The organism is Acidovorax sp. M2(2025) (assembly GCF_049330835.1).
Taxonomy (GTDB): domain Bacteria; phylum Pseudomonadota; class Gammaproteobacteria; order Burkholderiales; family Burkholderiaceae_C; genus Acidovorax.
In genome coordinates this window covers 3,824,774-3,846,578 of the sequence record NZ_CP186262.1, presented here as the reverse complement: position 1 = coordinate 3,846,578, position 21,805 = coordinate 3,824,774, and the positions used below count along the sequence as shown (strand labels likewise).

At 68.5% G+C, this 21,805-nt stretch carries 18 protein-coding genes; 5 read left to right on the top strand and 13 right to left on the bottom strand.

Annotated features, from left to right (window positions below; translation table 11 throughout):
- Positions 1-6 precede the first annotated feature (6 nt).
- From ACOYR3_RS17720 to ACOYR3_RS17695, 6 genes are all read right to left on the bottom strand, one after another.
- A complete protein-coding gene (locus ACOYR3_RS17720) occupies positions 7-831 on the bottom strand; it encodes an ABC transporter permease (protein WP_422843632.1) in 825 nt (274 codons plus the stop codon).
- Positions 832-851: 20 nt separating this feature from the next.
- Positions 852-1,865: an ABC transporter substrate-binding protein gene (locus ACOYR3_RS17715; RefSeq protein ID WP_422843631.1), complete on the bottom strand. Its 1,014-nt coding sequence runs from the start codon at positions 1,863-1,865 to the stop codon at positions 852-854.
- A gap of 18 nt (positions 1,866-1,883) precedes the next feature.
- A complete protein-coding gene (locus ACOYR3_RS17710; RefSeq protein ID WP_422843630.1) occupies positions 1,884-2,924 on the bottom strand; it encodes a LacI family DNA-binding transcriptional regulator in 1,041 nt (346 codons plus the stop codon).
- 139 nt (positions 2,925-3,063) lie between these two features.
- Complete coding sequence (gene lspA / locus ACOYR3_RS17705) at positions 3,064-3,567, bottom strand: signal peptidase II (protein ID WP_422846615.1); 504 nt, start codon at positions 3,565-3,567, stop codon at positions 3,064-3,066.
- Positions 3,567-6,449 (bottom strand): isoleucine--tRNA ligase, encoded by a 2,883-nt coding sequence (ileS, locus tag ACOYR3_RS17700; RefSeq protein WP_422843629.1) that lies wholly within the window; start codon positions 6,447-6,449, stop codon positions 3,567-3,569. Before ileS ends, lspA begins: the two co-directional genes overlap by 1 nt.
- Positions 6,450-6,552: 103 nt before the next feature.
- Positions 6,553-7,590 (bottom strand): bifunctional riboflavin kinase/FAD synthetase, encoded by a 1,038-nt coding sequence (locus ACOYR3_RS17695; protein ID WP_422843628.1) that lies wholly within the window; start codon positions 7,588-7,590, stop codon positions 6,553-6,555.
- Positions 7,591-7,757: 167 nt separating this feature from the next.
- On the opposite strand from ACOYR3_RS17695, the gene ACOYR3_RS17690 reads away from it, so the two are divergent.
- Positions 7,758-8,315 carry an HNH endonuclease gene (locus ACOYR3_RS17690; RefSeq protein WP_422843627.1) on the top strand — a complete coding sequence of 186 codons (558 nt, stop codon included), beginning with the start codon at positions 7,758-7,760 and terminating at the stop codon, positions 8,313-8,315.
- Between the two features lie 20 nt (positions 8,316-8,335).
- On the opposite strand, the gene ACOYR3_RS17685 is transcribed toward ACOYR3_RS17690, so the two are convergent.
- Positions 8,336-10,408 carry an ATP-binding protein gene (locus ACOYR3_RS17685; protein ID WP_422843626.1) on the bottom strand — a complete coding sequence of 691 codons (2,073 nt, stop codon included), beginning with the start codon at positions 10,406-10,408 and terminating at the stop codon, positions 8,336-8,338.
- Between the two features lie 79 nt (positions 10,409-10,487).
- Between ACOYR3_RS17685 and ACOYR3_RS17680 the strand changes: the two genes are divergently transcribed.
- From ACOYR3_RS17680 to ACOYR3_RS17670, 3 genes are all read left to right on the top strand, one after another.
- Positions 10,488-11,174, top strand: a complete 687-nt coding sequence (locus tag ACOYR3_RS17680; RefSeq protein ID WP_422843625.1) for a response regulator transcription factor — start codon at positions 10,488-10,490, stop codon at positions 11,172-11,174.
- Positions 11,175-11,521: 347 nt separating this feature from the next.
- Positions 11,522-14,557, top strand: coding sequence for an IPTL-CTERM sorting domain-containing protein (locus tag ACOYR3_RS17675; RefSeq protein ID WP_422843624.1), 3,036 nt, complete (start codon positions 11,522-11,524; stop codon positions 14,555-14,557).
- Positions 14,558-14,640: 83 nt separating this feature from the next.
- Positions 14,641-15,291: a DUF3617 domain-containing protein gene (locus ACOYR3_RS17670; RefSeq protein WP_422843623.1), complete on the top strand. Its 651-nt coding sequence runs from the start codon at positions 14,641-14,643 to the stop codon at positions 15,289-15,291.
- Positions 15,292-15,304: 13 nt separating this feature from the next.
- Here ACOYR3_RS17670 and ACOYR3_RS17665 read toward each other — a convergent pair whose 3' ends face one another.
- The 4 genes from ACOYR3_RS17665 to ACOYR3_RS17650 form a co-directional block, all read right to left on the bottom strand.
- Positions 15,305-16,693 carry an alpha/beta fold hydrolase gene (locus ACOYR3_RS17665; RefSeq protein WP_422843622.1) on the bottom strand — a complete coding sequence of 463 codons (1,389 nt, stop codon included), beginning with the start codon at positions 16,691-16,693 and terminating at the stop codon, positions 15,305-15,307.
- A gap of 136 nt (positions 16,694-16,829) precedes the next feature.
- Entirely contained in the window at positions 16,830-17,945 is a 1,116-nt protein-coding gene (locus ACOYR3_RS17660; protein WP_422843621.1) for an acyl-CoA dehydrogenase family protein, read from the bottom strand.
- 130 nt (positions 17,946-18,075) lie between these two features.
- Positions 18,076-19,257, bottom strand: a complete 1,182-nt coding sequence (locus ACOYR3_RS17655) for an acyl-CoA dehydrogenase family protein (RefSeq protein WP_422843620.1) — start codon at positions 19,255-19,257, stop codon at positions 18,076-18,078.
- Positions 19,258-19,303: 46 nt separating this feature from the next.
- A complete protein-coding gene (locus ACOYR3_RS17650) occupies positions 19,304-20,002 on the bottom strand; it encodes a YceH family protein (RefSeq protein WP_422843619.1) in 699 nt (232 codons plus the stop codon).
- A 123-nt stretch (positions 20,003-20,125) separates the two neighbouring features.
- Here ACOYR3_RS17650 and purN point away from each other — a divergent pair, with 123 nt between their 5' ends.
- The gene (gene purN / locus ACOYR3_RS17645) at positions 20,126-20,725 is read left to right on the top strand and encodes a phosphoribosylglycinamide formyltransferase (protein WP_422843618.1); all 600 of its coding nucleotides are present in this window, start codon (positions 20,126-20,128) and stop codon (positions 20,723-20,725) included.
- A 6-nt stretch (positions 20,726-20,731) separates the two neighbouring features.
- Here the strand turns inward: purN and ACOYR3_RS17640 are convergent, their stop codons facing one another.
- Together ACOYR3_RS17640 and ACOYR3_RS17635 are read right to left on the bottom strand one after the other, a co-directional pair.
- Positions 20,732-21,286 (bottom strand): hypothetical protein, encoded by a 555-nt coding sequence (locus tag ACOYR3_RS17640; protein ID WP_422843617.1) that lies wholly within the window; start codon positions 21,284-21,286, stop codon positions 20,732-20,734.
- A 234-nt stretch (positions 21,287-21,520) separates the two neighbouring features.
- A complete protein-coding gene (locus ACOYR3_RS17635) occupies positions 21,521-21,778 on the bottom strand; it encodes a DUF1653 domain-containing protein (protein ID WP_422843616.1) in 258 nt (85 codons plus the stop codon).
- Positions 21,779-21,805: the final 27 nt, after the last annotated feature.

The following is a 21,805-nucleotide window of genomic DNA, read 5'->3' as shown; positions in this document are numbered from 1 at the left end:
CAGCTTTCAGGCACCCGCAGCGGCCACCGGTCCCGCCACCCGGCGGGACAGCCACAGCACCAGCCAGGTGATCAGCCCGAGGGCAATGGACAGGCTGGCCGCCAGCGCGAAGTTGGCGTAGTTAGTGAACTCGTTGTAGATGGTGATGGGCAGCACTTCGTACTTGGCCGAGAGCGTGAAGGCCGTGCCGAACGCGCCCATGGCCGTGGCGAACACGATGGCGCCGCACGAGAGCGTGGTGGGCGCGAGTTCGGGCAGCCACACGTCGCGCACCACGCGCCAGCGCGGCGCGCCCAGCGAGCGGGCGGCTTCCTCCAGTGCCGTGTCCATGGCCCCAGCCGCCGCCGTGTAGCTGGCGATGGCGCGCGGCAGCGAGAAGTACAGGTAGGCCAGGAACAGCCCCGTGAGCCCGTACGCGAACGTGATGCGCCCCAGGCCCAGGGCATCGGCCCACTGGGCCACCAGGCCCTGGCGTCCGCCCAGCAGGATCATGAAGAAGCCGATGATCACGCCCGGGAACGACAGCGGCAGCGTGAGCAGCGACAGCAGCAGCCGCCGCCCCGCAAAGCGCTGGCGCGCCAGCGTGATGCCCACCGCCGCGCCCAGCACCAGCGTGGCCAGCGTCACCGCCAGCGACAGGCCCAGCGTCTGCAGCAGGCTTTGCAGATAGCGCGCGTTCGTGAGCACCACGAAGTAGGTCTCCCAGCCTTTGCCGGCGGGCAGCGCCATCAGCTGGGCGATGGGCAGCAGCCAGAACGCGGCGAAGAAGGCCGCCGCGGGCGCGGCGCAGGCCAGCAGCAGCGGGCGCGAGGGGGTGAAAGCAGGTCGCATGGCGGCGGCGGGGCGCAGGCTTACTGCACGTCCTTCAGATAGCGGTCCGAGAAGGCCTTCTGCACGGCGGCCATCTTGCCGTAGTCCACCGCCTTGGCGCGGGCGTATTCAGCGGCGGGGAGGAAGCGGGCCTGCACGTCCTTGGACATGGCGCTGGCGCGCACGGGGCGCAGGTACGCGTTGGCCCACAGGGCCTGGCCCTCGTCCGAGAGCACGAAGTCCAGCACCTTCTTGCCGTTGTCGGCGTGCGGCGCGTTGGCCACCAGGCTCATCACGTAGGGCACGACCACCGTGCCTTCGGCCGGAATGACGAACTGCACGTTGGCCTTGTCCTTGTACTTGGCGCGGTAGGCGTTGAAGTCGTAGTCCAGCAGGATGGCGATCTCGCCCGACAGCACGCGCGCATACGAGGTCTGCTTGGGCACGATGGGCTCGTTCTTCTGCAGGGCCTTGAAGTAGTCGATGCCGGGGCCGAAGTTGTCCAGCGTGCCGCCGCGCGCCTGGTTCACCGCCACGGCGCCCACATAGCCCACGAAGGCCGAGGCCGGGTCCAGGTAGCCGATCAGGCCCTTGTAGTCGGGCTTGAGCAGGTCGGCCCAGGACTGGGGCACGGGCTTGCCCTTGAGCGCATCCACATTGACCATGAAGCCCAGCGTGCCGGAGTGGATGGTGAACCAGTGGCCGGCCGGGTCCTTCAGGCCGTCGGGGATCTCGGCCCAGGCGGCAGGCTTGTAGGCGGCCACCACGCCGTCCTTCTGCGCCTGGATGGCAAAGGTGACGCCCAGGTAGGTCACGTCGGCCACGGGGCTGGCCTTCTCGGCCACCAGCTGGGCCAGTGACTGGCCGGAGTTCTTGTTGTCCGGCGGTACGGTGATGCCGGTCCTGGCCTTGATGGCCTTGATCTGGCTGCCCCAGTCGGCCCATTCGGGCGGGCAGTTGTAGCAGATGGCGTTTTGCGCCAGGGCTGCGGCGCTGGCGGCCAGGCCCCAGGCCAGCAGCGTGGTGCGGGCTATGCGGTGCAGGGTGGATTTCATGGTGGTGGCTCCTTGGGTTCAGGGGTGGGGAGAAACAGGGGAAGGCGAAGAGATGGGCTGGAGACCAGCGGGTGGCGCGCAGGATTCGCCGGCGCGGAAGGTGTGCGCGAGGGTGAGGCCCGTCTCCGGCCCCAGCGGGCAATCGCCTGCGATGGCCCGGGCCAGCAGTTCCACGCAGCGGCGGCCGATGTCGGTGTTGGGCTGCACCACGGTGCCCAGCTGGGGCGTGAGGTCCTGCCCCAGGGCGATGCCGTCAAAGCCCAGCACGCTCAGGTCGCGCGGCACGGAAAGGCCCGCCAGGTGCGCGGCGCGGATGCTGCGGATGGCCAGCAGGTCGTTGGAGCAGATGAGGGCGGTGGGTCGCCCGGCCGGCAACAGGGCCTTGCCCAGCAGCTCGGGGGCGGCCGTCACAAAGGGAACCTGCAGCACGGGCTGCGCCGGCAGCCCTGCGCGCGCCATGCCCAGGGCATAGCCCCGGCAACGCTGCTGTGCGCGGTCGGACGCCTGCAGCAGGCCGCTGACCATGGTGATGCGCCGGTGCCCCAGGCCGGCCAGCCGGGCCACGGCCTCGGCCACGGCCTCTTCGCTGTTCACGGACACGCAGGGGTGGCCGGGGTGCCGGTTGTAGGCCAGCACATAGGGCAGGCCTGTTGCTGTCAGGCGCTGCAGCGCGGTGGAGGTGGCGGGGTTGGACACCACCAGGACCATCCCGTCCACGTCGCCCGCGAGCAGCAGGTTCACCGCCTGGTCCTCCCGCGACACGCGGTAGTCGGTGGTAAACGGCAGGATGGCGTAGCCGTGGGCCGCAGCCGCCTGGGCAATGCCGTCCAGGCACTCGGCGAACACCGGGTTGGTGAGTGTGGGCAGCACCACGCCCAGCACCCGGCTGCGCTGCGTGCGCAGTGTGCGCGCGCTGGCGTTGGGCAGGTAGCCCAGGGTGCGGGCCACCTGCTGCACATGTTCGCGCGTGGCAGGGGCCACCTTGTCGGGCAGGTTGAAGACGCGCGAGACGGTGGCGACCGAGACGCCGGCCTCGCGGGCCACTTCCAGGATGCTCATGGCGGGGCGGTTGATGTAAACGATTACATTGCAACCGCCGGGTGTGACGCGCGCATGACATTGCGCGCCGGGCCTCCAAACACAACAGCCCGCACGGGGCGGGCTGTTGTCGTCGGGGTCACCGGTTTCTTTGCTGGCGCTAGCGCTCGCGCCGCATGCGCAGCAGCTCGTCCAGGATCAGGCAGGCTGCGCCGATGGTGATGGCCGAGTCGGCAAGGTTGAACGCAGGGAAATGCCAGCCCGCGGCGTGGAAGTCCAGAAAGTCCACCACATAGCCGTGCATCAGCCGGTCCACCACGTTGCCCACGGCCCCGCCCAGGATGCTGGACAGCGCGAAGCCGAACAGCTTCTGCCCTGGGTGCGAGCGCAGCTGCCACACGATGAAGACGGTGGCGGCCACGCCGATGCCGGTGAACAGCCAGCGCTGCCAGCCACCCGCGTCCGACAGGAACGAGAAGGCGGCGCCCGTGTTGTGGGCGCGCACGATGTTGAAGAAGCTGGTGAGGTAGGTGGCGTCGCCCAGCTGGTAGTGCTGCAGGATCAGCGACTTGGTGAACTGGTCGGCCGCCACCAGCACCACGGCCCAGGCCAGCCACGGCCACATGCCGGCGCCGGGGCGCCCTGCCCGGGACAGCGGTGCCATCATGCGTGCGCCCGGCTTTCGCCGGCACCGAACAGGTTGCTGGTGCAGCGGCCGCACAGCGTGGGGTGGGCCGTGTCGTGGCCCACGTCGCCGCGGTAGTGCCAGCAGCGCTCGCATTTGGCGTCCGAACTGGCCTTGACGCTTATCTGGAGCGCGCTACCAGCTATCAATTCGATAGCAGATGTGATGAACACGAACTTCAGGTCGTCCCCCAGGCTGGCCAGCAAGGCATGGTCTTCAGGCGCGGCGGTGAGCGTGACGCTGGCCTGCAGCGACGAGCCCACTTGGCCGGCGGCGCGCAGGGCCTCGATCTCCTTGTTCACCGCGTCACGGATCTCGCGCAGGCGGGCCCACTTGGCCAGCAGGCCTTCGTCGGCACCTGCCACGGCTCCGGGAACATTGCTGTAGGTTTCCAGGAAGATGGAGTCGGAGCTGCCGAACACCTTCCACGCCTCTTCGGCCGTGAACGACAGGAACGGGGCCATCCAGCGCAGCATGGCGTGCGTGACCTGGTAGAGCGCGGTCTGCGCGCTGCGGCGCGCCAGGCTCTTGGGCGCGGTGGTGTACAGGCGGTCCTTGAGCACGTCCAGGTAGAAGCCGCCCAGGTCTTCCGAGCAGTACAACTGCAGCTTGGCCACCACGGGGTGGAACTCGTACACCTTGTAGTGCGCCAGCACTTCGGCCTGGAACTCGGCCGCGCGCGACAGGGCGTAGCGGTCGATTTCCAGCATCTGGTCGAACGGCACGGCGTCCTTGGCCGGGTCAAAGTCGCTCACGTTGGCCAGCAGGAAGCGCAGCGTGTTGCGGATGCGCCGGTAGGCGTCCACCACGCGTGCCAGGATCTTCTCGTCGCCCGCGATGTCGCCCGAGTAGTCGCTCGCGGCCACCCACAGGCGGATGATCTCGGCGCCCAGCTTCTTGTTGATCTCCTGCGGGTCGATGCCGTTGCCCAGCGACTTGCTCATCTTGCGGCCCTGGCTGTCCACGGTGAAGCCGTGGGTCAGCAGGCCGCGATAGGGTGCACGGCCTTCGAGGGCCGAGGCCAGCAGCAGCGAGCTGTGGAACCAGCCGCGGTGCTGGTCGTGGCCTTCCAGGTACAGGTCGGCCTCGGGGCCGGTGTCGTGGTGCACATTGGGGTGCGTGCCGCGCAGCACGTGGCTGAAGGTCGAGCCGGAGTCGAACCACACTTCCAGGATGTCGGTGCTCTTGGTGTAGTGCGGCGCGTCCTCGGCGCCCAGGATTTCTTCGGTCGTCACGCGGCTCCAGGCCTCGATGCCGCCCTTTTCGACGATGTCGGCGGCCTGGTCCATGATCTCCAGGGTGCGGGGGTGCAGTTCGCCCGAGTCCTTGTGCAGGAAGAACGGGATGGGCACGCCCCAGCTGCGCTGGCGCGAGATGCACCAGTCGGGCCGCCCGGCGATCATGTCGTGCAGGCGGGCCTTGCCGTTCTCGGGGTAGAAGCTGGTGTGCTCGATGGCCTCCAGGGCGATCTGGCGCAGCGTCTTGGCGGGCTTCAGGCCGGGCTTCGTGAACACGCCTTCGCCTTCGTCCATGCGGATGAACCACTGGGCCGCGGCGCGGTAGATCACCGGCGTCTTGTGGCGCCAGCAGTGCGGGTAGCTGTGCGTGATGTCCTTGGTGGTCATCAGGCGGCCCGCGTTGCGCAGGGCCTCGATGACCACGGGCACGGCCTTCCAGATGTGCTGGCCGCCAAACAGGGGGAAGTCGGCCGCGTAGGTGCCGTTGCCCTGCACGGGGTTCAGGATCTCGTCCAGCGCCATGCCGTGCGCGCGGCAGGAGTTGAAGTCCTCCAGGCCGTAGGCGGGCGAGGAGTGCACGATACCCGTGCCGTCGTCGGCCGTGGCGTAGTCGGCCAGGTACACGGGCGCGAGGCGGCGGTAGCCAAAGCTGCCGTCTTCGCTGGCCACGTCGTACAGCGGGTGTTCGAATTCGAGGCCGCCCAGCTTTTCGCCGGCGGTGGTGGCGATCACCGTGCCGGTGAGGCCGTAGCGCTCCAGGCACTGCTCCACCAGGGCTTCGGCCAGCACCAAGTAGCCTTTGGGCGTGTCCACCAGCGCGTACATGAGCGCGGGGTTCAGGTTCAGGGCCTGGTTGGCCGGGATGGTCCAGGCCGTGGTGGTCCAGATGACGATGAAGGCGTCCTTGGCCAGGGCCGGCGTGCCGAAGGCAGCGGCCAGCTTGGCGGGCTCGTGCGCCTTGAAGGCGACATCGAGCGTGGTGCTCTTCTTGTCCTGGTATTCGATCTCGAATTCGGCCAGCGACGAGCCGCAGTCGAAGCACCAGTAAACGGGCTTGAGGCCCCGGTACACGAAGCCGCGCTCCATCACGCGCTTGAACGCGCGGATCTCGCCCGCCTCGTTGGCCGGGTTCATGGTCTTGTAGGGGTTGTCCCATTCGCCCAGAACGCCCAGGCGCTTGAAGTCTTCCATCTGCTGCGCGATCTGCTCGGTGGCGTACGCGCGGCTCTTGGCCTGCATGTCGTCGCGGCTCAGGTTGCGGCCGTGCTTCTTCTCGATGGCGTTCTCGATGGGCAGGCCGTGGCAGTCCCAGCCGGGCACGTACAGCGCGTCAAAGCCCTCCAGCTGGCGCGCCTTGGTGATCATGTCCTTCAGGATCTTGTTCACCGCGTGGCCCATGTGGATCTGGCCGTTGGCGTAGGGCGGGCCGTCGTGCAGGATGAACTTGGGGGCGCCGCAGCGGGCGTCGCGCAGGCGCTTGTACAGGCCCTTGTCTTCCCATTCCTTCACCCAGCCCGGCTCGCGCTTGGGCAGGTCGCCGCGCATGGGGAAGGGGGTGTCGGGCAGGTTCAGGGTGGCGCGGTAGTCGGTACCGGAAGGGCTGGGGCTGGAGGTGTCGGACATGAGGGCAAGACCTTGGTGGCAGGCCGCGCCGGGCGGGCCGGAACGGCGAAAAGCGGGAGGACGGCGGTGGGGGTGCGCTGCCGGCGGGGTGGCCGGCACGCCGTCAAATTCGGTCGCGCGTGGTCTGGCGACGGGTCTCGGTGTGGGTTGACGCAAAGTACGCGCGCGCCTCGGCGCAGTCCCGGGCGATGCCCGTGGTGAGGGCGTCGAGACTGTCGTACCGAAGCTCGTCGTGCAGTTTGTGCAGCAGTTCCACCCGGATGATTTTACCGTACGCCCCTTCGGCACCCAGGTGCGCGGGCCAGTCCAGGCAATGGGTTTCCAGCAGCACGCGGCCGCCGTTGACATCGGTCGGGTCCAGGGACGGGCGCACGCCCAGGTTGGCAACGCCCTGCAGAGGCTGTTCGGCCAGGCCATGGACCAGCACCGCAAAAATGCCGTTGGCGGCGGGCTTCCAGTGGGCAAAGCGCAGGTTCAGCGTGCGAAAACCGTCGCCTGCGCCCGCCTGGGTGGCGCCCAGCTCGCGCCCGAGCTTGCGCCCGTGCACCACGTGGCCGCTGATGGTGTAGGGCCGCCCCAGCAGGCGGGCGGCGGCCTCCATGTCCCCCGCAGCCAGGGCCTGGCGCACGGCCGAGCTGGACACGCGCAGGCCGTGCACCTCGTAGCTGTTCATGCGCGCCACATCGAAGCCCTCGCGCTGGCCGGCAGCGTCCAGCATGGCGTAGTCTCCCGCCCGCTGGCGGCCGAAGCGGAAGTCGTCGCCCACCAGCACGTAGCGGGCGCCCAGTCCGCGCACCAGCACTTCGTCAATGAAGGCCTCCGGCGCCTGGGCCGCCAGTCGGGCGTCGAACGGCAGCACCACCGTCTGCTGCACGCCGCAGCGGTCCAGCTCGGTGAGCTTGTCGCGCAGCGTGCCGATGCGCGCCGGGGCCAGTTCGGGCTTGTGCAGCGCGCCGGCGAAGTAGTCGCGCGGGTGGGGCTCAAAGGTGAGCACGCAGCTTTCCACGCCGCGGTGGGTGGCCTCGTTGTTCAACAAGGCCAGCATCGCCTGGTGGCCCCGGTGCACGCCATCGAAGTTGCCGATGGTGAGCGCGCAGGCGCGGGCGATGCCGGGGTGGTGGAAGCCGCGAAAGATCTTCATCGGTTTGGTATCTTTTTGATAGCAGCTGGCGCACGCCCTATAAGCGCAGGACGCCAATCTGTCATGAATTGGGAGTATATTGTGGCCCACGGGCTGCTCCTGCGCAGGGGCGCCCGCGAGACATCTGCGTTCCGAATCCTTGTTAGCTCGTCTTGCAGGAGGGTGCTTTGAAGGTCTTGAAGCTGTCAGCCCAGGGGCTGCCCCAGTCGTGGATTTCGCTGGAGCAGGCGGTGATTCATTACGCCGCCGGGGAGGTGCGCTGGGAGTCTGGCGCACAGATTGCCCGCTTCCGCGGCGGGCACAACGCAGTCTCGGGCGAGCAGTCGGTCATCGCCGTGAACAGCATCATCGGCACGAAGGGGGTTCCCGGCATCAACCCCTTCGACCTGAAGCCCAACCTCACCAACAGCAAGCTGTTCGCCCGCGACCGCAACGTCTGCGCCTACTGCGGCGGGCATTTCCCTGAGGAAGACCTCACCCGCGAGCACATCGTGCCCTTTGCGCGCCACGGGCAGGACCACTGGATGAACGTGGTGACGGCCTGCCGGCCCTGCAACCACCGCAAGGGGCCGCGCACGCCCGAACAGGCCCGCATGCCCCTGCTGTACGCGCCCTATGTGCCCAGCTTGTGGGAGGACTTCATCCTGCGCAACCGGCGCATCCTGGCCGACCAGATGGAATTCCTGATGGCCCACGTGCCCAAGTCGTCGCGCCTGCTGGCGTAGCAGCGGGCCGGCGGCCGGCATCACGAATTTGCGCGCAGCATGCGCTGGGGCGCCAGGGTGAGGGTGAAGCAGGCGCCCTGGTCCAGTTGCGATTCCACCGTGATGTCGCCGCCGTGCAGCCGGGCCACCCGCCGGGCCACCCACAGCCCCAGGCCGAAGCCCCGCGTCTGGTCCGTGCGGTCTCCCCGCTCAAACTGGGCGAAGATCCGGCCCATCACTTCCAGGGACATGCCCGAGCCCTCGTCGGCCACCGAGATCTCCAGCATGTGGGCGTCGTTCTTTCTCGCTGCAATGAAGATCTCGCCCTCGCGGGCGTACTTCACGGCGTTGTCCACCAGGTTGGACAGCGCGATGCGCACCAGCGCCTGATCGCACACCCACTCCAAGGGAGCGGATTCCGTGAACAGGTGCAGCCGGTGGCGCGGGGACCAATGCACCAGCTGCGCGGCGTGTTCCAGCAAGGCGGCCACATTGGCGGGCGCGGCCTGCAAGGTGAACCCGACGGAATCGAGCCGTTCGCTGATCAGGCAGCTGTCGACCAGCGAGGTCAGGCGGCGGCATGCGCGGCGGATCTGGTGGGCGCGGTCGATCTGTGCCTGCAGGTCCGGCGTCGGGAAGGTCTGCTGCTGGGCCGCTGCGCTGTCCACCACCGCCAGCGGGGTGCGGAACTCGTGGCTGATCATGTGAAAGAACTGCCGCTGCTCCTCGCGCAGTTCCCTTTCGCTCTCCAGCGCCGTCTTGAGGGACTGCTGCGCTTCAAAGAGCTCCTGGGTGCGCTGCTCGATCCGGTCCTCCAGCACGTGCTCTGATTCGGCGAGCAGGGCGATGGCCCGGTCTTTGGACTGCTGTGCCTGGCGGTACCGGAGCACCATGCCGATAAAAACGGCGCTGGCGATCAGGACCGTGAACACCAGGGCCTGGAACTGCCACAGGCTGCTGACGTCCATGCGCAGCTGAACCAGGCCCGTCATCACGGCCGAAGTCGGCACGCCGCCCAACAGGTGGGTTCCGTAGGCGCAGAGCAACAGGGCATGCGGAACGGTGCGTTCGCGCTGGCGAATGGCCTTGAGGCACAGCGCCACCGCGATCACGTCGCCCACCACGAGCGACAGCAGATTAAGCCAGGCCACATCGGGGTAGAAGCCCAGGGGCGCGCTTACCGTGCCGAGGAGGTTCATCACCGCCAGCCCCGTGAGCACGCGGTGGGCCGTGCGGTAGGGTGTGCCGCGGGTCAGCTGCTCGCGGATTTGCCATGCCAGGACGGCCGCGATCGCAAACGCCCCGATACCCACTGCATGGCTCGCCCAGACGGTCCACGCGGCCGGGACGACGAGGCTCAGATAGCCCCGCACGTTCAGCACATGCAGGACGCTGGCCGTGACCAGGGCCGCCAGCGAATACAGGCTGCGCGTGCGGAACACGGCCGTGGCCGCCCAGATGCCCAGGAGCAGCGCCACCATGGCGCCGAAGTACAGCCCCAGGACCCCTTCCTCCTCCGCCAGGGCCGCCCCCAGCGCTTCGGTGCTGGGAAAGACGGTTCCGCGGAACTGCACCGCGCTGCTGGTGTGCAGGCGCACCAGCGCGACCTCGCCCGGAACCAGGCGGAACAGGTGCTGCCGTACCGGGGCTTTGTCCCGCGCAGGCACGTGGTCGCCGCTGTGCTGCGCTGTCCATGCGCCGGTGGCGGCGTCGCGCTGGTACAGCAGCACGGAATCGAGGTAGGTGGGCAGCGCCAGCAGCCAGGCGGGGTCCCCCGCTTTTGCAGCGGGGGGCACCACGAATTTCAGCCAGACCACCCGCCGCAGGTACCCCGCATTCAGCGGCTGGTGCAGCGCCTGCCATGCGTCCGGCGCGGGCGCCGCGGCCGTGCTGGCCAAAACCTCCTGGGGGGTCAGCCGTCCGGCTGGGTCGTCCAGCCGTTGCAGCGGCAGGTCCCAGCCCAGCGCCTGCGCCTCGGGAGCCGGCGCCGCACCCGCGTGGCGCGGTGCCGCGGCGAAAACGAGGACCGCCAGGCACAGCGTCAGCCAGGCGCCCGCGCGGCAAGCCTTTGGGCGGAGCTTGTGTAACGTGAGCAATTGTGAGGATTTGTGCATGGCTGGCGGGTGGTTCACCCGGGGAGAATAGTCCTTATTCAGTATCCAATTGTTTACTTTGTAACAACGGCTGCCACCCATGCCCCAAGAATCCATCGTCGCCGTGGTCGAAGACGACGAAGACATCCGCACCAATGTGTGCAGCTACCTTGAGCGCTCGGGTTTCGTGGCGTGGGGTGCGGAGTCTGCCGAAGACTTTTATGTCCGGTTGCTCCGGGACCGCGCGGACCTGGTGGTGGTCGACATCGGCCTGCCCCGGGAGGATGGCCTCAGCCTGGTGAGCCGCCTGGCGAGCCAGGCCGTACCCACCGTGCTCATGACGGCCCGCGCCGATCTGGACAGCCGGATTGCCGGCCTGGAGGCGGGGGCGCTGCAGTACTTCGTCAAGCCCGTCGATATGCAGGAGCTCGTGGCAGGCATTCGCTCGCAGCTGCGCAACCGGGGGCCCCGGGCCGCCGTCGCGGTCAGCGAATCGCTGGCACCGTGGCGCCTCGATCGCGCCTTGGCCCGGCTGGTGGCCCCCAACCAGCAGGCCGTGGATCTGACCAGCCGTGAGCTGGAACTGCTGGGCTGCCTGATGGCGGAGCCCGGCACGCTGGTTTCCAAGCAAAGCCTCACCGAGGCCGTGGGTGCGGAGGACGCGGAAGACGGCTTCCACCGCATCGAGTCGCAACTCAGCCGATTGCGTCGCAAGACCTTGACGGCCACCGACATGCCCCTGCCTGTGCGGGCCGTGTTCGGCAAAGGCCTTGTTTTTGTCCCCTGATTTTTCTTGACCGGTCCGCGTCAGTGGCCGCCTGCGGATGTGCAGGGGGGTCAGCGCGCCTGTTTGGCCCGTGCGGGCCGGGCCCAGGCGCACAAGAGGGCGTCCGTTCCGGCCGGCTGGGCCGTCGGCAACGGGCGTGGAAAGCAGTGTTTTGGTTGCTAGAGGAGCGTGATCTCGTGAATGAAAAAATGAGTTTGTGGCGCGCCGCGAAGGCCGGAATCCGTGAGGCGCTGGCACGCAGCCGCGCCCATGGACGGCGCAGTGCGTGGGCGCTGGCCTTGGCCTGCACGGCGGTGCCGGGTGCGCATGCCGGGTTTGTCAACGGCGGGTTCGAGGATGGCACCACCATGCCACCGTCCGGGTGGACGCACAGGACCTACACCCGCAGTGCCGTATTGCCGGCCTCGCCGCCGGTGCCCAATGCCACCACCGGCATCACCCTGGGCCAGCTGGGCCTGACGGGCGCTGCTTTGGGCAACGGGGCCAGTGCCGTGGTTTCGGCGCCGGTCTTCGACGTGCCGTCCACGAACCCCGGCACACTCACGGCCCCGCGTTGGGGCAACAATGCCTTCAAGCTCAACGATGTCGGCTCGCAGCAGGCGTCGTCCATCGAGCAGGTCGCCACCATGACGGTGGCGGACGTGGACCCGGTGGACAACAAGGTGCATATCCGCTTCGGCATGGCGCCGGTGCTGGTGGACGGCGGCCACGGCCCGACGGAGCAGCCCTACTTCTATGTCGAGGTGCGCAACCTCACCAAGAACCGGGTGATGTTCCACACCTACAACTATGCCAACCAGTCTGGCGTGCCGTGGCAGACGCAGTCGGTCGGCAGCTACAAGTACACCGACTGGCAGGGCTTTGACATCGCGCCGGGCAACGGGCTGCTGGACGTGGGCGACCAGGTGATGCTCATCATCTATGCCTCCAACTGCGAGCCCGGCGCAGCCGCGCACGAGGCGCGGGTGTACATGGATGCCGTGGGCGCGTTCATGCCGGGCCTGTCCATCACCTCGACCGGCGCGTCGACCACCAAGCCGGGCGAGCAGGTCACCTACACCTACAACTACGCCAACAATAGCGGCGTGATCGCGCTGGGCTCCAAGGTGCGCGTGGCCGCGCCCAAGACCGAGGACGGGCTGTTCACCGCATTCGTCCCCGGCTCCTGGCCCGCCTCCTGCACCGGACCCCACCCGGGCACGGCGCCCCGGTCGGACTACCTTGAGTGCGAGGTGGGCACCGGCGGCATGCTGAACGACGGGCAAAGCGGCAGCTTCAACGTGAGTTTCGAGGTGCCGGCAGGCGCCGCCACATCCGGCCCCAATGCCGTAGTGAACAACGGCGACTACGACGTCCGTTCCGACACGGCAAGCCCCTTCATCGGCCCCCTGGTCAAGACCAACATCGTGGCGGCCGCGGTCCCCACCACCGACCTGGGCGTGGTGGTGAGCAATGGCGGTTTCGCGTCCTATTCTGCGGGCGATATTCCCGTCTACACGGTGACAGTCACCAACCACAGCGCCGCGGACGCGGCGGGCGTTTCCGTCAGCCAGGCACTGTCCGGCATCACCGGCGGCACCTGGACCTGTGTGGTTCCCTCCGGCAGCACGGCCAGCTGCGGCGCGGTCGCCAGCGGTTCGGGACCGATCGTCACCAACACGGCGGACCTGCCCGCAGGGCAGAGCCTGGTGTACACCTACACCGGCGACGGGCTCAGCGGCGCGGGCACACCCGCGAACACGGTGGTCACCGTGGCCCCTGCCGCCGGTACGCAGGACACCTACCTGGCCAACAACACGGCGGGTATCAACACGTCCGTGGGTACCTTGCGCAACGTGACGGCGAACGCTGCGGGCAGTGGTTCCGGCTATGTGCTGGCCGTCCCCAGCGGGCTGGCCTGCGGTAACGTGGGCACGCCTTGCACCCCGGCAGGTACCACGCAATCCGTTGCAGAAAATGACGAGGTGCGACTGACCCCCGTGGCCCTGGCGGGCTCGGTGTTCAAGGGCTGGACGGGCTGCACCAGTGTCAGCGGGAATGTGTGTGTCATCACCGTGGGTGGCAGCGACCTGACGGCCACGGCCGAGTTCGCCAAGGCGTATCTCGTCACGCCCTCGGTCACCGGCGGCGGCTCCATCGGGCCTTCCTCCGCGCCCGCCCAGGCCGAAGAGAACGGCACGCTGGTCTACCAGCTGACCCCCGATGCGGGCTTCTTCCCGACCATCGCACCGCCTGCATCCGGCGCGGCCTGTACCGGTTCGCTGGACACGAACACCACCCCTGCGACGTACACGGTCACCCCCGTGACGGCCGACTGCGGCTTCACGGTGGCCTTTGTGACCGGCGTGACGCTGACGTCGTCTGTCGTCGGCGGCAACGGGACCATCACGCCCCTGGGCGCCACCGCTTCGCTGGCCCCGGGTGCCAACAGCACGGTCTTCACGCTCAACCCCAGCGCGGGCTATGCGCCGCTGGTCGGCGGAACCTGCCGCGGCACCCAGGACGTGGTGGCCAACACCTACACGGTGGTGAATGCCACGGCGGACTGCACGGTCGTGGTGTCCTTCACCAACGACGCCGTGACGGTCACGTCCTCGGTGGCGGGCGGCAACGGCGGCATCGACACCTCCGGTACCGTGAACCTGGCGCGGGGCGGCTCCCGCGTCTACACCCTCACGCCGGCGCCGGGGTTCCACCCGCTGGTGACGGGCAATTGCCCGGGCAGCCTGGTGGGCAACACGTACACCGTCGCGGCGGTGAACGCGGACTGCGCATTCAGCGTGGCCTTTACGGACCAGACGGTGAACATCACGGCCTCGGTGACGGGCGGCATGGGCACGGTCAGCCCGAGCGGCACCTCCACAGTGGCGCGGGGCAGCAGCCACGCGATCACGGCGGCGCCGGCCCTCGGCAGCGTGCCGGTGTTCGGTGGCACCTGCAGCGGCGTGCGTGACGCGAACCAGTTCGTGGTGGGCAATGCCCAGGCTGACTGCAACGTGGACGTGAAGTTTGTCCCGGCCGCCAGCGCCGTCACCGTGACCGCGACGGTCCCGGGGGGCAACGGCACGGTCACCACCCCGGGGCAGAACGCCGCTGGCGAGACCGTCCTGGAAGTGGGCGACACGCGGGTCTGGACCTTCACCCCTGCGGTCCCGGGCATGGTTCCCCAGGTGCTGCCAGGCTCCACCTGCACGGGCACGCTGAGCAAGACGGCGCCTTACACCTACACGATCACCAACGCCGCGGCGGCGTGCCAGGTGGCCTTTGCCTTCGCGGCGGCCCCGGCTGCGTCCATCCCGACGCTGAGCGAATGGGGCCTGATCGCCCTGGCGCTGCTGATCGGGCTGGCAGCAGTGCGCGCGCCGCGCTACCGCCGAGGATAAGCAGGCCATGAACCAGACCAGCGGCGCCGCGTGCGCCGCTGGTCTTTTTTCTTTGGGATGACCATCCCGTTGCAGAGGACACCATGCAGTTTGCCAAGAGCTTTTTTGCACTCGCAGTCGGTCTGGCGTGGGGCGGGGCCTGCGCTGCCGCCCAGGACGTTCACCCCGGCGCCCATGCGCATCCCTCCCCGGACCTTCACACGGCCAAACCCAAGACATCCGCCCTGCCGGCCCGCAAGAGCGGGCTGTGGGAGGTGAGGGTACGCAAGGACGACCTGGCCGGTCCGCGGCAGGGCCCACAGGCCTCGCGCGCGCCAGCCACCGTCTTGCAGTGCACCAGCCCAGAGGCCGAGCCGGCCATGCTGCTGGCCGTCGTGCCGGGGCAGGAGGATTGCAGCGCCCCGCGGGTGGCATCCCGCCGCGGCGCGGGCCGGGAGCGCACCTACGATGTCAGCACCGTGTGCTACGTGCACGACAACCGGGTCAACGCACGCATAACGTTGTCGGGAGACTTGCAGTCGGCGTACCGCGGCACGTTCGACGTGCAATATGCCCGCACGCCCCAGCACGACACCGGTCCCATGGTGTTCGAGGGCCGTTGGCTGGGGGCCTGCCAAGCCGGGCAGCGGCCCGGCGACATGGTGCTGCCCAATGGCGTCACCGTGAACGTGGTGGACGACCTGCAGCGAGCCCAGCACCAGGACCACCAGGACCACCAGGGGCACCGGCACTGAGCCGTGGCCGGGCCTACTGGCTGATCTCCAGCACCACCACCCGCCCCTCACCCGCCGGCCAGGTCTGTCCCACCACCCGTTCGCCATTGAACTCGGCGGCGATGGGCCGCTGGCCGCCCGAGGGCTTCACCTTGGAGGATGCCACCCCGGCGCCCGCGGGCACCCCCGGGGGAGGAGCGCCGTCCAGCAGCATCTTGTCGCGTGCCGGGTCCAGGTAGCCGCGCGGGCGGACCAGGGTGACGAGGGAGTCCGCACCCTTGTCTGCCTCCGCGATGCGTTCGGGCCGCAGGTGGATGAGGCTGCTGCTGCGCGGGAAGCCGCTGCGGTAGATGTGGGTGGTGGCATAGCCGGATGCGGAGACCACGAATTCCAGCGGGGCCCCCGGCCGTGTGGCCAGCGGCCCCCACAGGCCATCGGCGCCCACCGTCTTGCGCAGCAGGGCGCCGCCCACCCGGGCACCGGTGGCTGCATCGGTGGCATAGACCTCCAGCCGGGCGCCCGGCAGCGGCAGGTTGTTGCTGAAATTGCCGCTCCTGGGGTCGGCCGGGTCCACGCCCAGGCCGGTGATCTTGCCGTTGAGCACGACCGTCTTTTCGGGGGCGATGTCGGTGCAGGCAGGCGGTTTGCCGGTGAGGAAGCGGTAGGTGGCCTCGAAGGCGGCAGCGGAGTAGGCCGTCTCGCGGTGGTCGATGCCCGGGATCACCACGTTGGTGGCGCCTTTGAGCTCCGGGCCGGCGGCCGTGACGTGGGTGGCCGTGCCCTTGGCGCCGATCCACACGCCATCGGGCTGGGCGAACTTGTCGTTGTGGTCCGACCGGATGGTCATCCAGCGCACCGGGCCGCTCACTTCATCGCCTGCAGCATTCTTGGGCACGTTCAGGCCGCGCAGGAAGGGGCCGGTGCCCGAGAACTCGTTGCCTTCGCGGAAGCCGGGAATGGCCCACACGCCGTGGTTGGGCGTGCCGCCCAGGATGGCGTGGCTCACGGTCTGGTCGCCGCCGCCGTTGTAGACGTAGTTGCGGATGGCGTTGCCGCCCCGCGAGTTGCCCACCAGCACCACCTGGCGGGCGCCGGTGGCGTGGCGCACTTTGTCCACCTCCGCCTTCAGGTAGGCCATGTGCTCCGCGGCCGAGGTGCGGCCCGGCTGGGGTTTGGCATCGTCGTCGCGTGCGAGCGGGTAGGGCACGTCAATGGCGTACAGGCGCTCGCGCGGCCACCCGTTGGATTCAAAACGCCACACCGTGGTCTGCCACAGCGCGGCCGTGTCCCCGTTGCCGTGCACGAAGACGATGGGCGGCGCCTCGGCGAGGCTGGGGCTTTGGGTGGCGCAGCCGGCCAGGGCCAGGCTGGCTGCCGCGGTGGCTGCGAGCGCCCATCGGCGCGAAAGTAAGAGCGTATGCATCGGAGGTCTCCTGAGCGCGCCAGCACGCTCTGAAAAAAATGCCCGTGGACCGGGGAGTCCACGAGCATCGCAGGCCGGTGTGACGTGCGCAGGTCAGCCAGCCGCTGGGGCCGGCGGCCCCGCGCCGGTGCGGGCCTCAGGCAAACACGCCGGCAGTGTCCTGCATGCGGGCCGAAACCTCGCCCAGGTGGTGCAGCGTGTCGCCGTAGGTCATCTCCAGCTGCGTGAGCTTCTTGAAATAGTGGCTCACGATGTACTCGTCCGTCACGCCGATGCCGCCGTGCATCTGCACGGCCTGCTGGCCCACAAAGCGCATGGACTGGCCCAGCTGCACCTTGGCCCGCGCGATGGCGCGGCGGCGTTCGTCGGCAGGGGCGCCCAGCTTCAGGGTGGCGTAGTAGCTCATGGAGCGGGCCAGTTCCAGCTGCATTTTCATGTCGGCCGCGCGGTGGCGCAGGGCCTGGAAACTGGCGATCGCCACGCCGAACTGCTTGCGCTGGTTCAGGTAGTCGAATGTGACGGCCGCGGTCTTGTCCATCACCCCGACGGCTTCGGCGCACAGGGCGGCAATCCCCACGTCCACCGCCAGCTCCAGCGCTGCCAGGCCGTCGGCGGCAATCAGCGTGGCGGGGGTGTTGGCCAGTTGCACTTCGGCCGCGCGGCTGCCGTCCTGGGTCACATACCCCTGCGTGCTCACCCCGGCGGCCGAGCGCTCCACCAGGAACAGGGCGGTCTTGCCGTCCAGCTGCGCCGGCACGATGAAGGCGTCGGCCTGGTCACCGGCGGGTACTATGTTTTTGATAGCTGTTAGCGCATATCCAGATTGGGCTGGAGCCGCTTTTGCATCAAAATTGCCCAGGCGGTAGCGCGCGTTGCGTTCCTGGTGGGCCAACACCACCAGCGCCTCGCCGCTGGCGATCTTGGGCAGCCAGGCGGCCTGCACGTCCTGGGCGGCAAACTGCGAGAGCACGCTGCTTGCCATGAAGGCCTGCGCCAGGGGCTCCAGCACGATCCCGCGGCCCAGCTCTTCCATCACCACCATGGCGTCCACCGGGCCCTGGCCCATGCCGCCGTGCTCTTCGGGCACCGTGAGGGCCGTGAGGCCCAGTTCGGCCAGCTCGTTCCAGGCGGCGCGGTCGAACCCGCCATTGCGCACCGCGGCCCGGCGGCGTTCAAACGTGTAGCCCTTGTCCACCCACTTGCGCACGGCGTCGCGCAGTTGGTCCTGGTCGTCAGAAAAATCGAAATCCATGTGTCTCTCCTTGTGCTGGCTTGTGGCGCCGCGGCGCCTTCAAGACCCAGCGAAGCTCTAGCTGGAACCCCCTCCCGGAGGGGGCACGGGGCAGCAGTCCTGTCGTGCAAAGCGCGGACCGTTCTCGGCGTCAGCCGAGCACCGTCTGCGCAACGATGTTGCGCTGCACTTCATTGCTGCCACCGTAGATCGTGGTCTTGCGCAGGTTGAAGTAGGTGGAGGCCAGCGGCGCATTGGCCACCACGCCGCCGGGGAAGTTGCCCTGCCAGCCGGCTTCCATGGCTTCCTCGATGAAGGGCAGGCTGAAGGGGCCGGCGGCCAGCATCATCAGCTCGGCATAGCGCTGCTGGATTTCGCTGCCCTTGATCTTGAGCAGGCCGGCGATGTCCAGCGAGTTCTTGCCCGACTTCTCGGCCGACAGCACGCGCAGCACCAGCATCTCCAGCGCCACGATGTCCACTTCCAGCAGGGCAATCTGGTCCCGGAAGCGCAGGTCATCCCACACGCCTTCGGCCTTGGCGATGCGCTTGAGGCGTTCCAGCTCGCGCTTGCTGCGGTTCACGTCGGCAATGTTGGTGCGCTCGTGGCTGAGCAGGTGCTTGGCGTAGGTCCAGCCCTTGTTCTCCTCGCCGATCAGGTTCTCGGCGGGCACTTCCACGTTGTCGAAGAACACCTCGTTGACTTCGCACTCGCCATCCAGCAGCTTGATGGGGCGCACGGTCACGCCCTTGGACTTCATGTCCAGCAGCAGGAACGAGATGCCGGTCTGGGGCTTGCCCTCGGTGCTGGTGCGCACCAGGTTGAACATCCAGTCGCCGTACTGGCCCAGGGTGGTCCAGGTCTTCTGGCCGTTGACGATGTACTTGTCGCCCACGCGCTCGGCGCGGGTCTTGACGCTGGCCAGGTCCGAGCCCGAGCCCGGTTCGCTGTAGCCCTGGCTCCACCACACCTCGCCGCTGGCGATGCCGGGCAGGAAACGCTTTTGCTGCTCGGCATTGCCGAAGGCCATGATCACGGGGGCCACCATCACGGGGCCGAAGGGCACGATGCGCGGCGCGCCGGCCAGTGCGCATTCCTCTTCGAACAGATGCTTTTGCACGGCCGTCCAGCCCGGCCCGCCGAATTCCTTGGGCCAGCCAAAACCCAGCCAGCCTTTCTTGCCCAGGATCTTGGCCCAGCCTTGCATGTCGGCCCGCGTCAGGCGCAGGGCGTTGTGCACCTTGTGCGAAATTTCCTTGGGCAGGTTGGCGTGAACCCACGCGCGAATCTCTTCGCGGAAGGCCTGTTCTTCAGGGGTGAATGCGAGATCCATCGGTATGTCTCCAAGTGATCCCGCAGTTGTAGCACGGTCGTTCGTTTTAGTCCTGTCCGGGTGGCGACATCGCAGCGGCGCCGGGGGCAATCCCCTGTTCGGAGCACAACCGCTGCACCGTGGCCTGCAGTGCGGCGACCTGGGCCTCCAGTGCCTCCACACGCGCCTGCAGCGCATGCGGCGCAGGGCTCGCCGCGGGCGTTGCGCTGGGGAGCGCGCTTACATCCACCGGCCCGCACAGCAGGTGGGCCCAGCGCTGCTCGCGCGCGCCTGGCGCTCGGGGCAGCTGCACCACCAGGGGGCCGCCTTTTTCCGGGCTGCGCTCCTGCAGTTCGTCCAGGAAGGCCTCCACCGACGAGATATCGGCAAAGCGGTACCAGCGCTCGGCGTTGATGCGCAGTTCGCCCGCTGTCTGCGGGCCGCGCAGCATCAACAGGCCCAGCAGCACGGCCGACTGCTCGGGCACGCCCAGGCCGCGCTGGAAGTTGTGCTCCCAGCGGGTGGTGCGGTTGCCGCTGGTCTCAAAGGCCAGCGTCAGGCGCTTGAGCTCGTCCAGCGCCTCCTGCGCCTCGGCCTCGCTCAAGGTCATCACCGGGTCGCGGCTGCTTTTCTGGTTGCAGCCGGTGACCAGGGCATTGAGCGACAGCGGGTAGCTGTCGGGCACGGTGCGGGCCTTTTCCATGAGGGTGGCGAGCACGCGGGCTTCGTGGGCGGTCAGGGGGCGGGCGGAGGGATCGAAGGGCATGGTGAGAAGGCTGTCGGGCTGGATGGGCGCTGCGTTGCGCCCTGGAGTATGCCGGCAGTGTCGCCCAGGCTCTGCTGCACGACCTGCGGGCCGCCTGGGGGCCTCCTGGATAATCCGGGCCCAATGATGAAGAACAACGTCCCCAAGAACATCGTGGTTTTGATCTCCGGCGGGGGCTCCAACATGGCCGCCATCGTGTGCGCCGCGCAGCAGGAGAACTGGCACGAACGCTATGGCGCCCGCGTGGCCGCGGTGGTCAGCAACAAGGCGGACGCCGGGGGCCTGGATTTTGCCCGGCAGCATGGCATTGCCACCGAGGTGCTGGACCACAAGGCCTTTGCCAACCGCGAGGCGTTTGACGCGGCGCTGGCCGATGCGATCGACCGCTACCAGCCCGCGCTGGTGGTGCTGGCAGGCTTCATGCGCATTCTGACGCCGGGCTTCGTGGCCAGGTATGCGGGGCGGCTGGTCAACATCCATCCCTCGCTGTTGCCCGCCTTCACCGGGCTGAACACGCACCAGCGTGCCATCGACGCGGGCTGCAAGGTCGCAGGGGTCACCGTGCACCAGGTGACGGCGGAACTGGACGTGGGCCCTATCCTGGACCAGGCCGTCGTGCCCGTGCTGCCGGGGGATACCGCTGACACCCTCGCGGCCCGCGTGCTCACGCAGGAGCACATCATTTATCCGCGGGCCGTGCGCACGCTGCTGCCCCTGCTGTGAGGCCCGTTACAGGGTAGTCAGGACTTCGCTGGCTTCCCGTTCCAGCACGGCCTTGACCTTCTCGGTCTGCGCCGGGTCCACGGGGTGGGCCACTACGGCCCAGTGGTTGTGGCGCAGGGCCGAACGCACGTGGGTGATCATGCGGATGTGGTCGGGGCGCAGCGACAGCAGTCCCGCAAGCAGCATGCCGAACGTGGTGCCGAAACCGACCAGCGCGATGAACGAGAGCAGGGGGCTGCTCAGGATCATGGGATGGGCGGCGCGGAAAAACCACGCAAACACGCCCAGCCCCAGCACGCCGCCAGCCGCGCCGAACACGATGTGGCTCTGGAAGAAGGTGCGCGCCATGCCGGTGGGTTCCGGCTCCATGGAGCGCGAAAAGATCTCGCGCCGCGGCGCGTGCGCGTGCTGCGGGCCCAGCAGACGCACCTGCCCCGCCTGCAGCCCCGCCGTGCGCAGCACCTGCGCCATCGTGTTTTCTGCCTGGCTCCGCTGGTTGAACAGGCCGGCGACCTTGGTGAGGGAGCGTTCTCCGAACAGCCCCTGAAGCAAATAGCCCATAGAACCTCCTCGTAAGTGGCGCCGCGGCTGCCGCGGAGGCGAAGCGGGCGGCTTCGCCCCCGGCAGTTCGGGTCGCACCGTCACAGTAGGCGCCGGCGGCGTGCCTGGCTGTAGGACGTGCCTGGGCACGGCGGTAGGCGGGCCTTGCGGCCAGGTGCCAGGAAAGCTGGCCTAGACCGGCCGCACCAGCTTGTCCTCGGAGTGTGTGGGGATATATCGCCTGCGAGGTCCAGGCTACGGATTGGGCTCCTCGGCCGTAGCGCATTTTTCAAACCGGGGCCGAAGCACGCCGTCGATGCATACCCGCTCCTCAAACATGGCGGCCGGCCGCACCCACAGGGCGTGCTCGCCGTACAGCGCCCGGTAGAGCGTCATCGGCTCCAGGGTCTCGCTGTGGCGTGCCGTGCCGATCACCTCATAAAGCCCACCCTTGTAATGGCGGTACCGGCCTGGCGGCGTGGTGGCGAGCGGGGGCAGGTCGTTGTCGTTCATGGTTCGTTCGATACGATGTCGGGCTGT

Coding starts and splice junctions, on each gene's coding strand:
- ACOYR3_RS17720 (WP_422843632.1), bottom strand. CDS start 831: ATGCGACCTGCTTTCACCCCCTCGCGCCCGCTGCTGCTGGCCTGCGCC.
- ACOYR3_RS17715 (WP_422843631.1), bottom strand. CDS start 1,865: ATGAAATCCACCCTGCACCGCATAGCCCGCACCACGCTGCTGGCCTGG.
- ACOYR3_RS17710 (WP_422843630.1), bottom strand. CDS start 2,924: ATGAGCATCCTGGAAGTGGCCCGCGAGGCCGGCGTCTCGGTCGCCACC.
- lspA (WP_422846615.1), bottom strand. CDS start 3,567: ATGGCACCGCTGTCCCGGGCAGGGCGCCCCGGCGCCGGCATGTGGCCG.
- ileS (WP_422843629.1), bottom strand. CDS start 6,449: ATGTCCGACACCTCCAGCCCCAGCCCTTCCGGTACCGACTACCGCGCC.
- ACOYR3_RS17695 (WP_422843628.1), bottom strand. CDS start 7,590: ATGAAGATCTTTCGCGGCTTCCACCACCCCGGCATCGCCCGCGCCTGC.
- ACOYR3_RS17685 (WP_422843626.1), bottom strand. CDS start 10,408: ATGCACAAATCCTCACAATTGCTCACGTTACACAAGCTCCGCCCAAAG.
- ACOYR3_RS17680 (WP_422843625.1), top strand. CDS start 10,488: ATGCCCCAAGAATCCATCGTCGCCGTGGTCGAAGACGACGAAGACATC.
- ACOYR3_RS17675 (WP_422843624.1), top strand. CDS start 11,522: ATGCCACCGTCCGGGTGGACGCACAGGACCTACACCCGCAGTGCCGTA.
- ACOYR3_RS17670 (WP_422843623.1), top strand. CDS start 14,641: ATGCAGTTTGCCAAGAGCTTTTTTGCACTCGCAGTCGGTCTGGCGTGG.
- ACOYR3_RS17665 (WP_422843622.1), bottom strand. CDS start 16,693: ATGCATACGCTCTTACTTTCGCGCCGATGGGCGCTCGCAGCCACCGCG.
- ACOYR3_RS17660 (WP_422843621.1), bottom strand. CDS start 17,945: ATGGATTTCGATTTTTCTGACGACCAGGACCAACTGCGCGACGCCGTG.
- ACOYR3_RS17655 (WP_422843620.1), bottom strand. CDS start 19,257: ATGGATCTCGCATTCACCCCTGAAGAACAGGCCTTCCGCGAAGAGATT.
- ACOYR3_RS17650 (WP_422843619.1), bottom strand. CDS start 20,002: ATGCCCTTCGATCCCTCCGCCCGCCCCCTGACCGCCCACGAAGCCCGC.
- purN (WP_422843618.1), top strand. CDS start 20,126: ATGATGAAGAACAACGTCCCCAAGAACATCGTGGTTTTGATCTCCGGC.
- ACOYR3_RS17640 (WP_422843617.1), bottom strand. CDS start 21,286: ATGGGCTATTTGCTTCAGGGGCTGTTCGGAGAACGCTCCCTCACCAAG.
- ACOYR3_RS17635 (WP_422843616.1), bottom strand. CDS start 21,778: ATGAACGACAACGACCTGCCCCCGCTCGCCACCACGCCGCCAGGCCGG.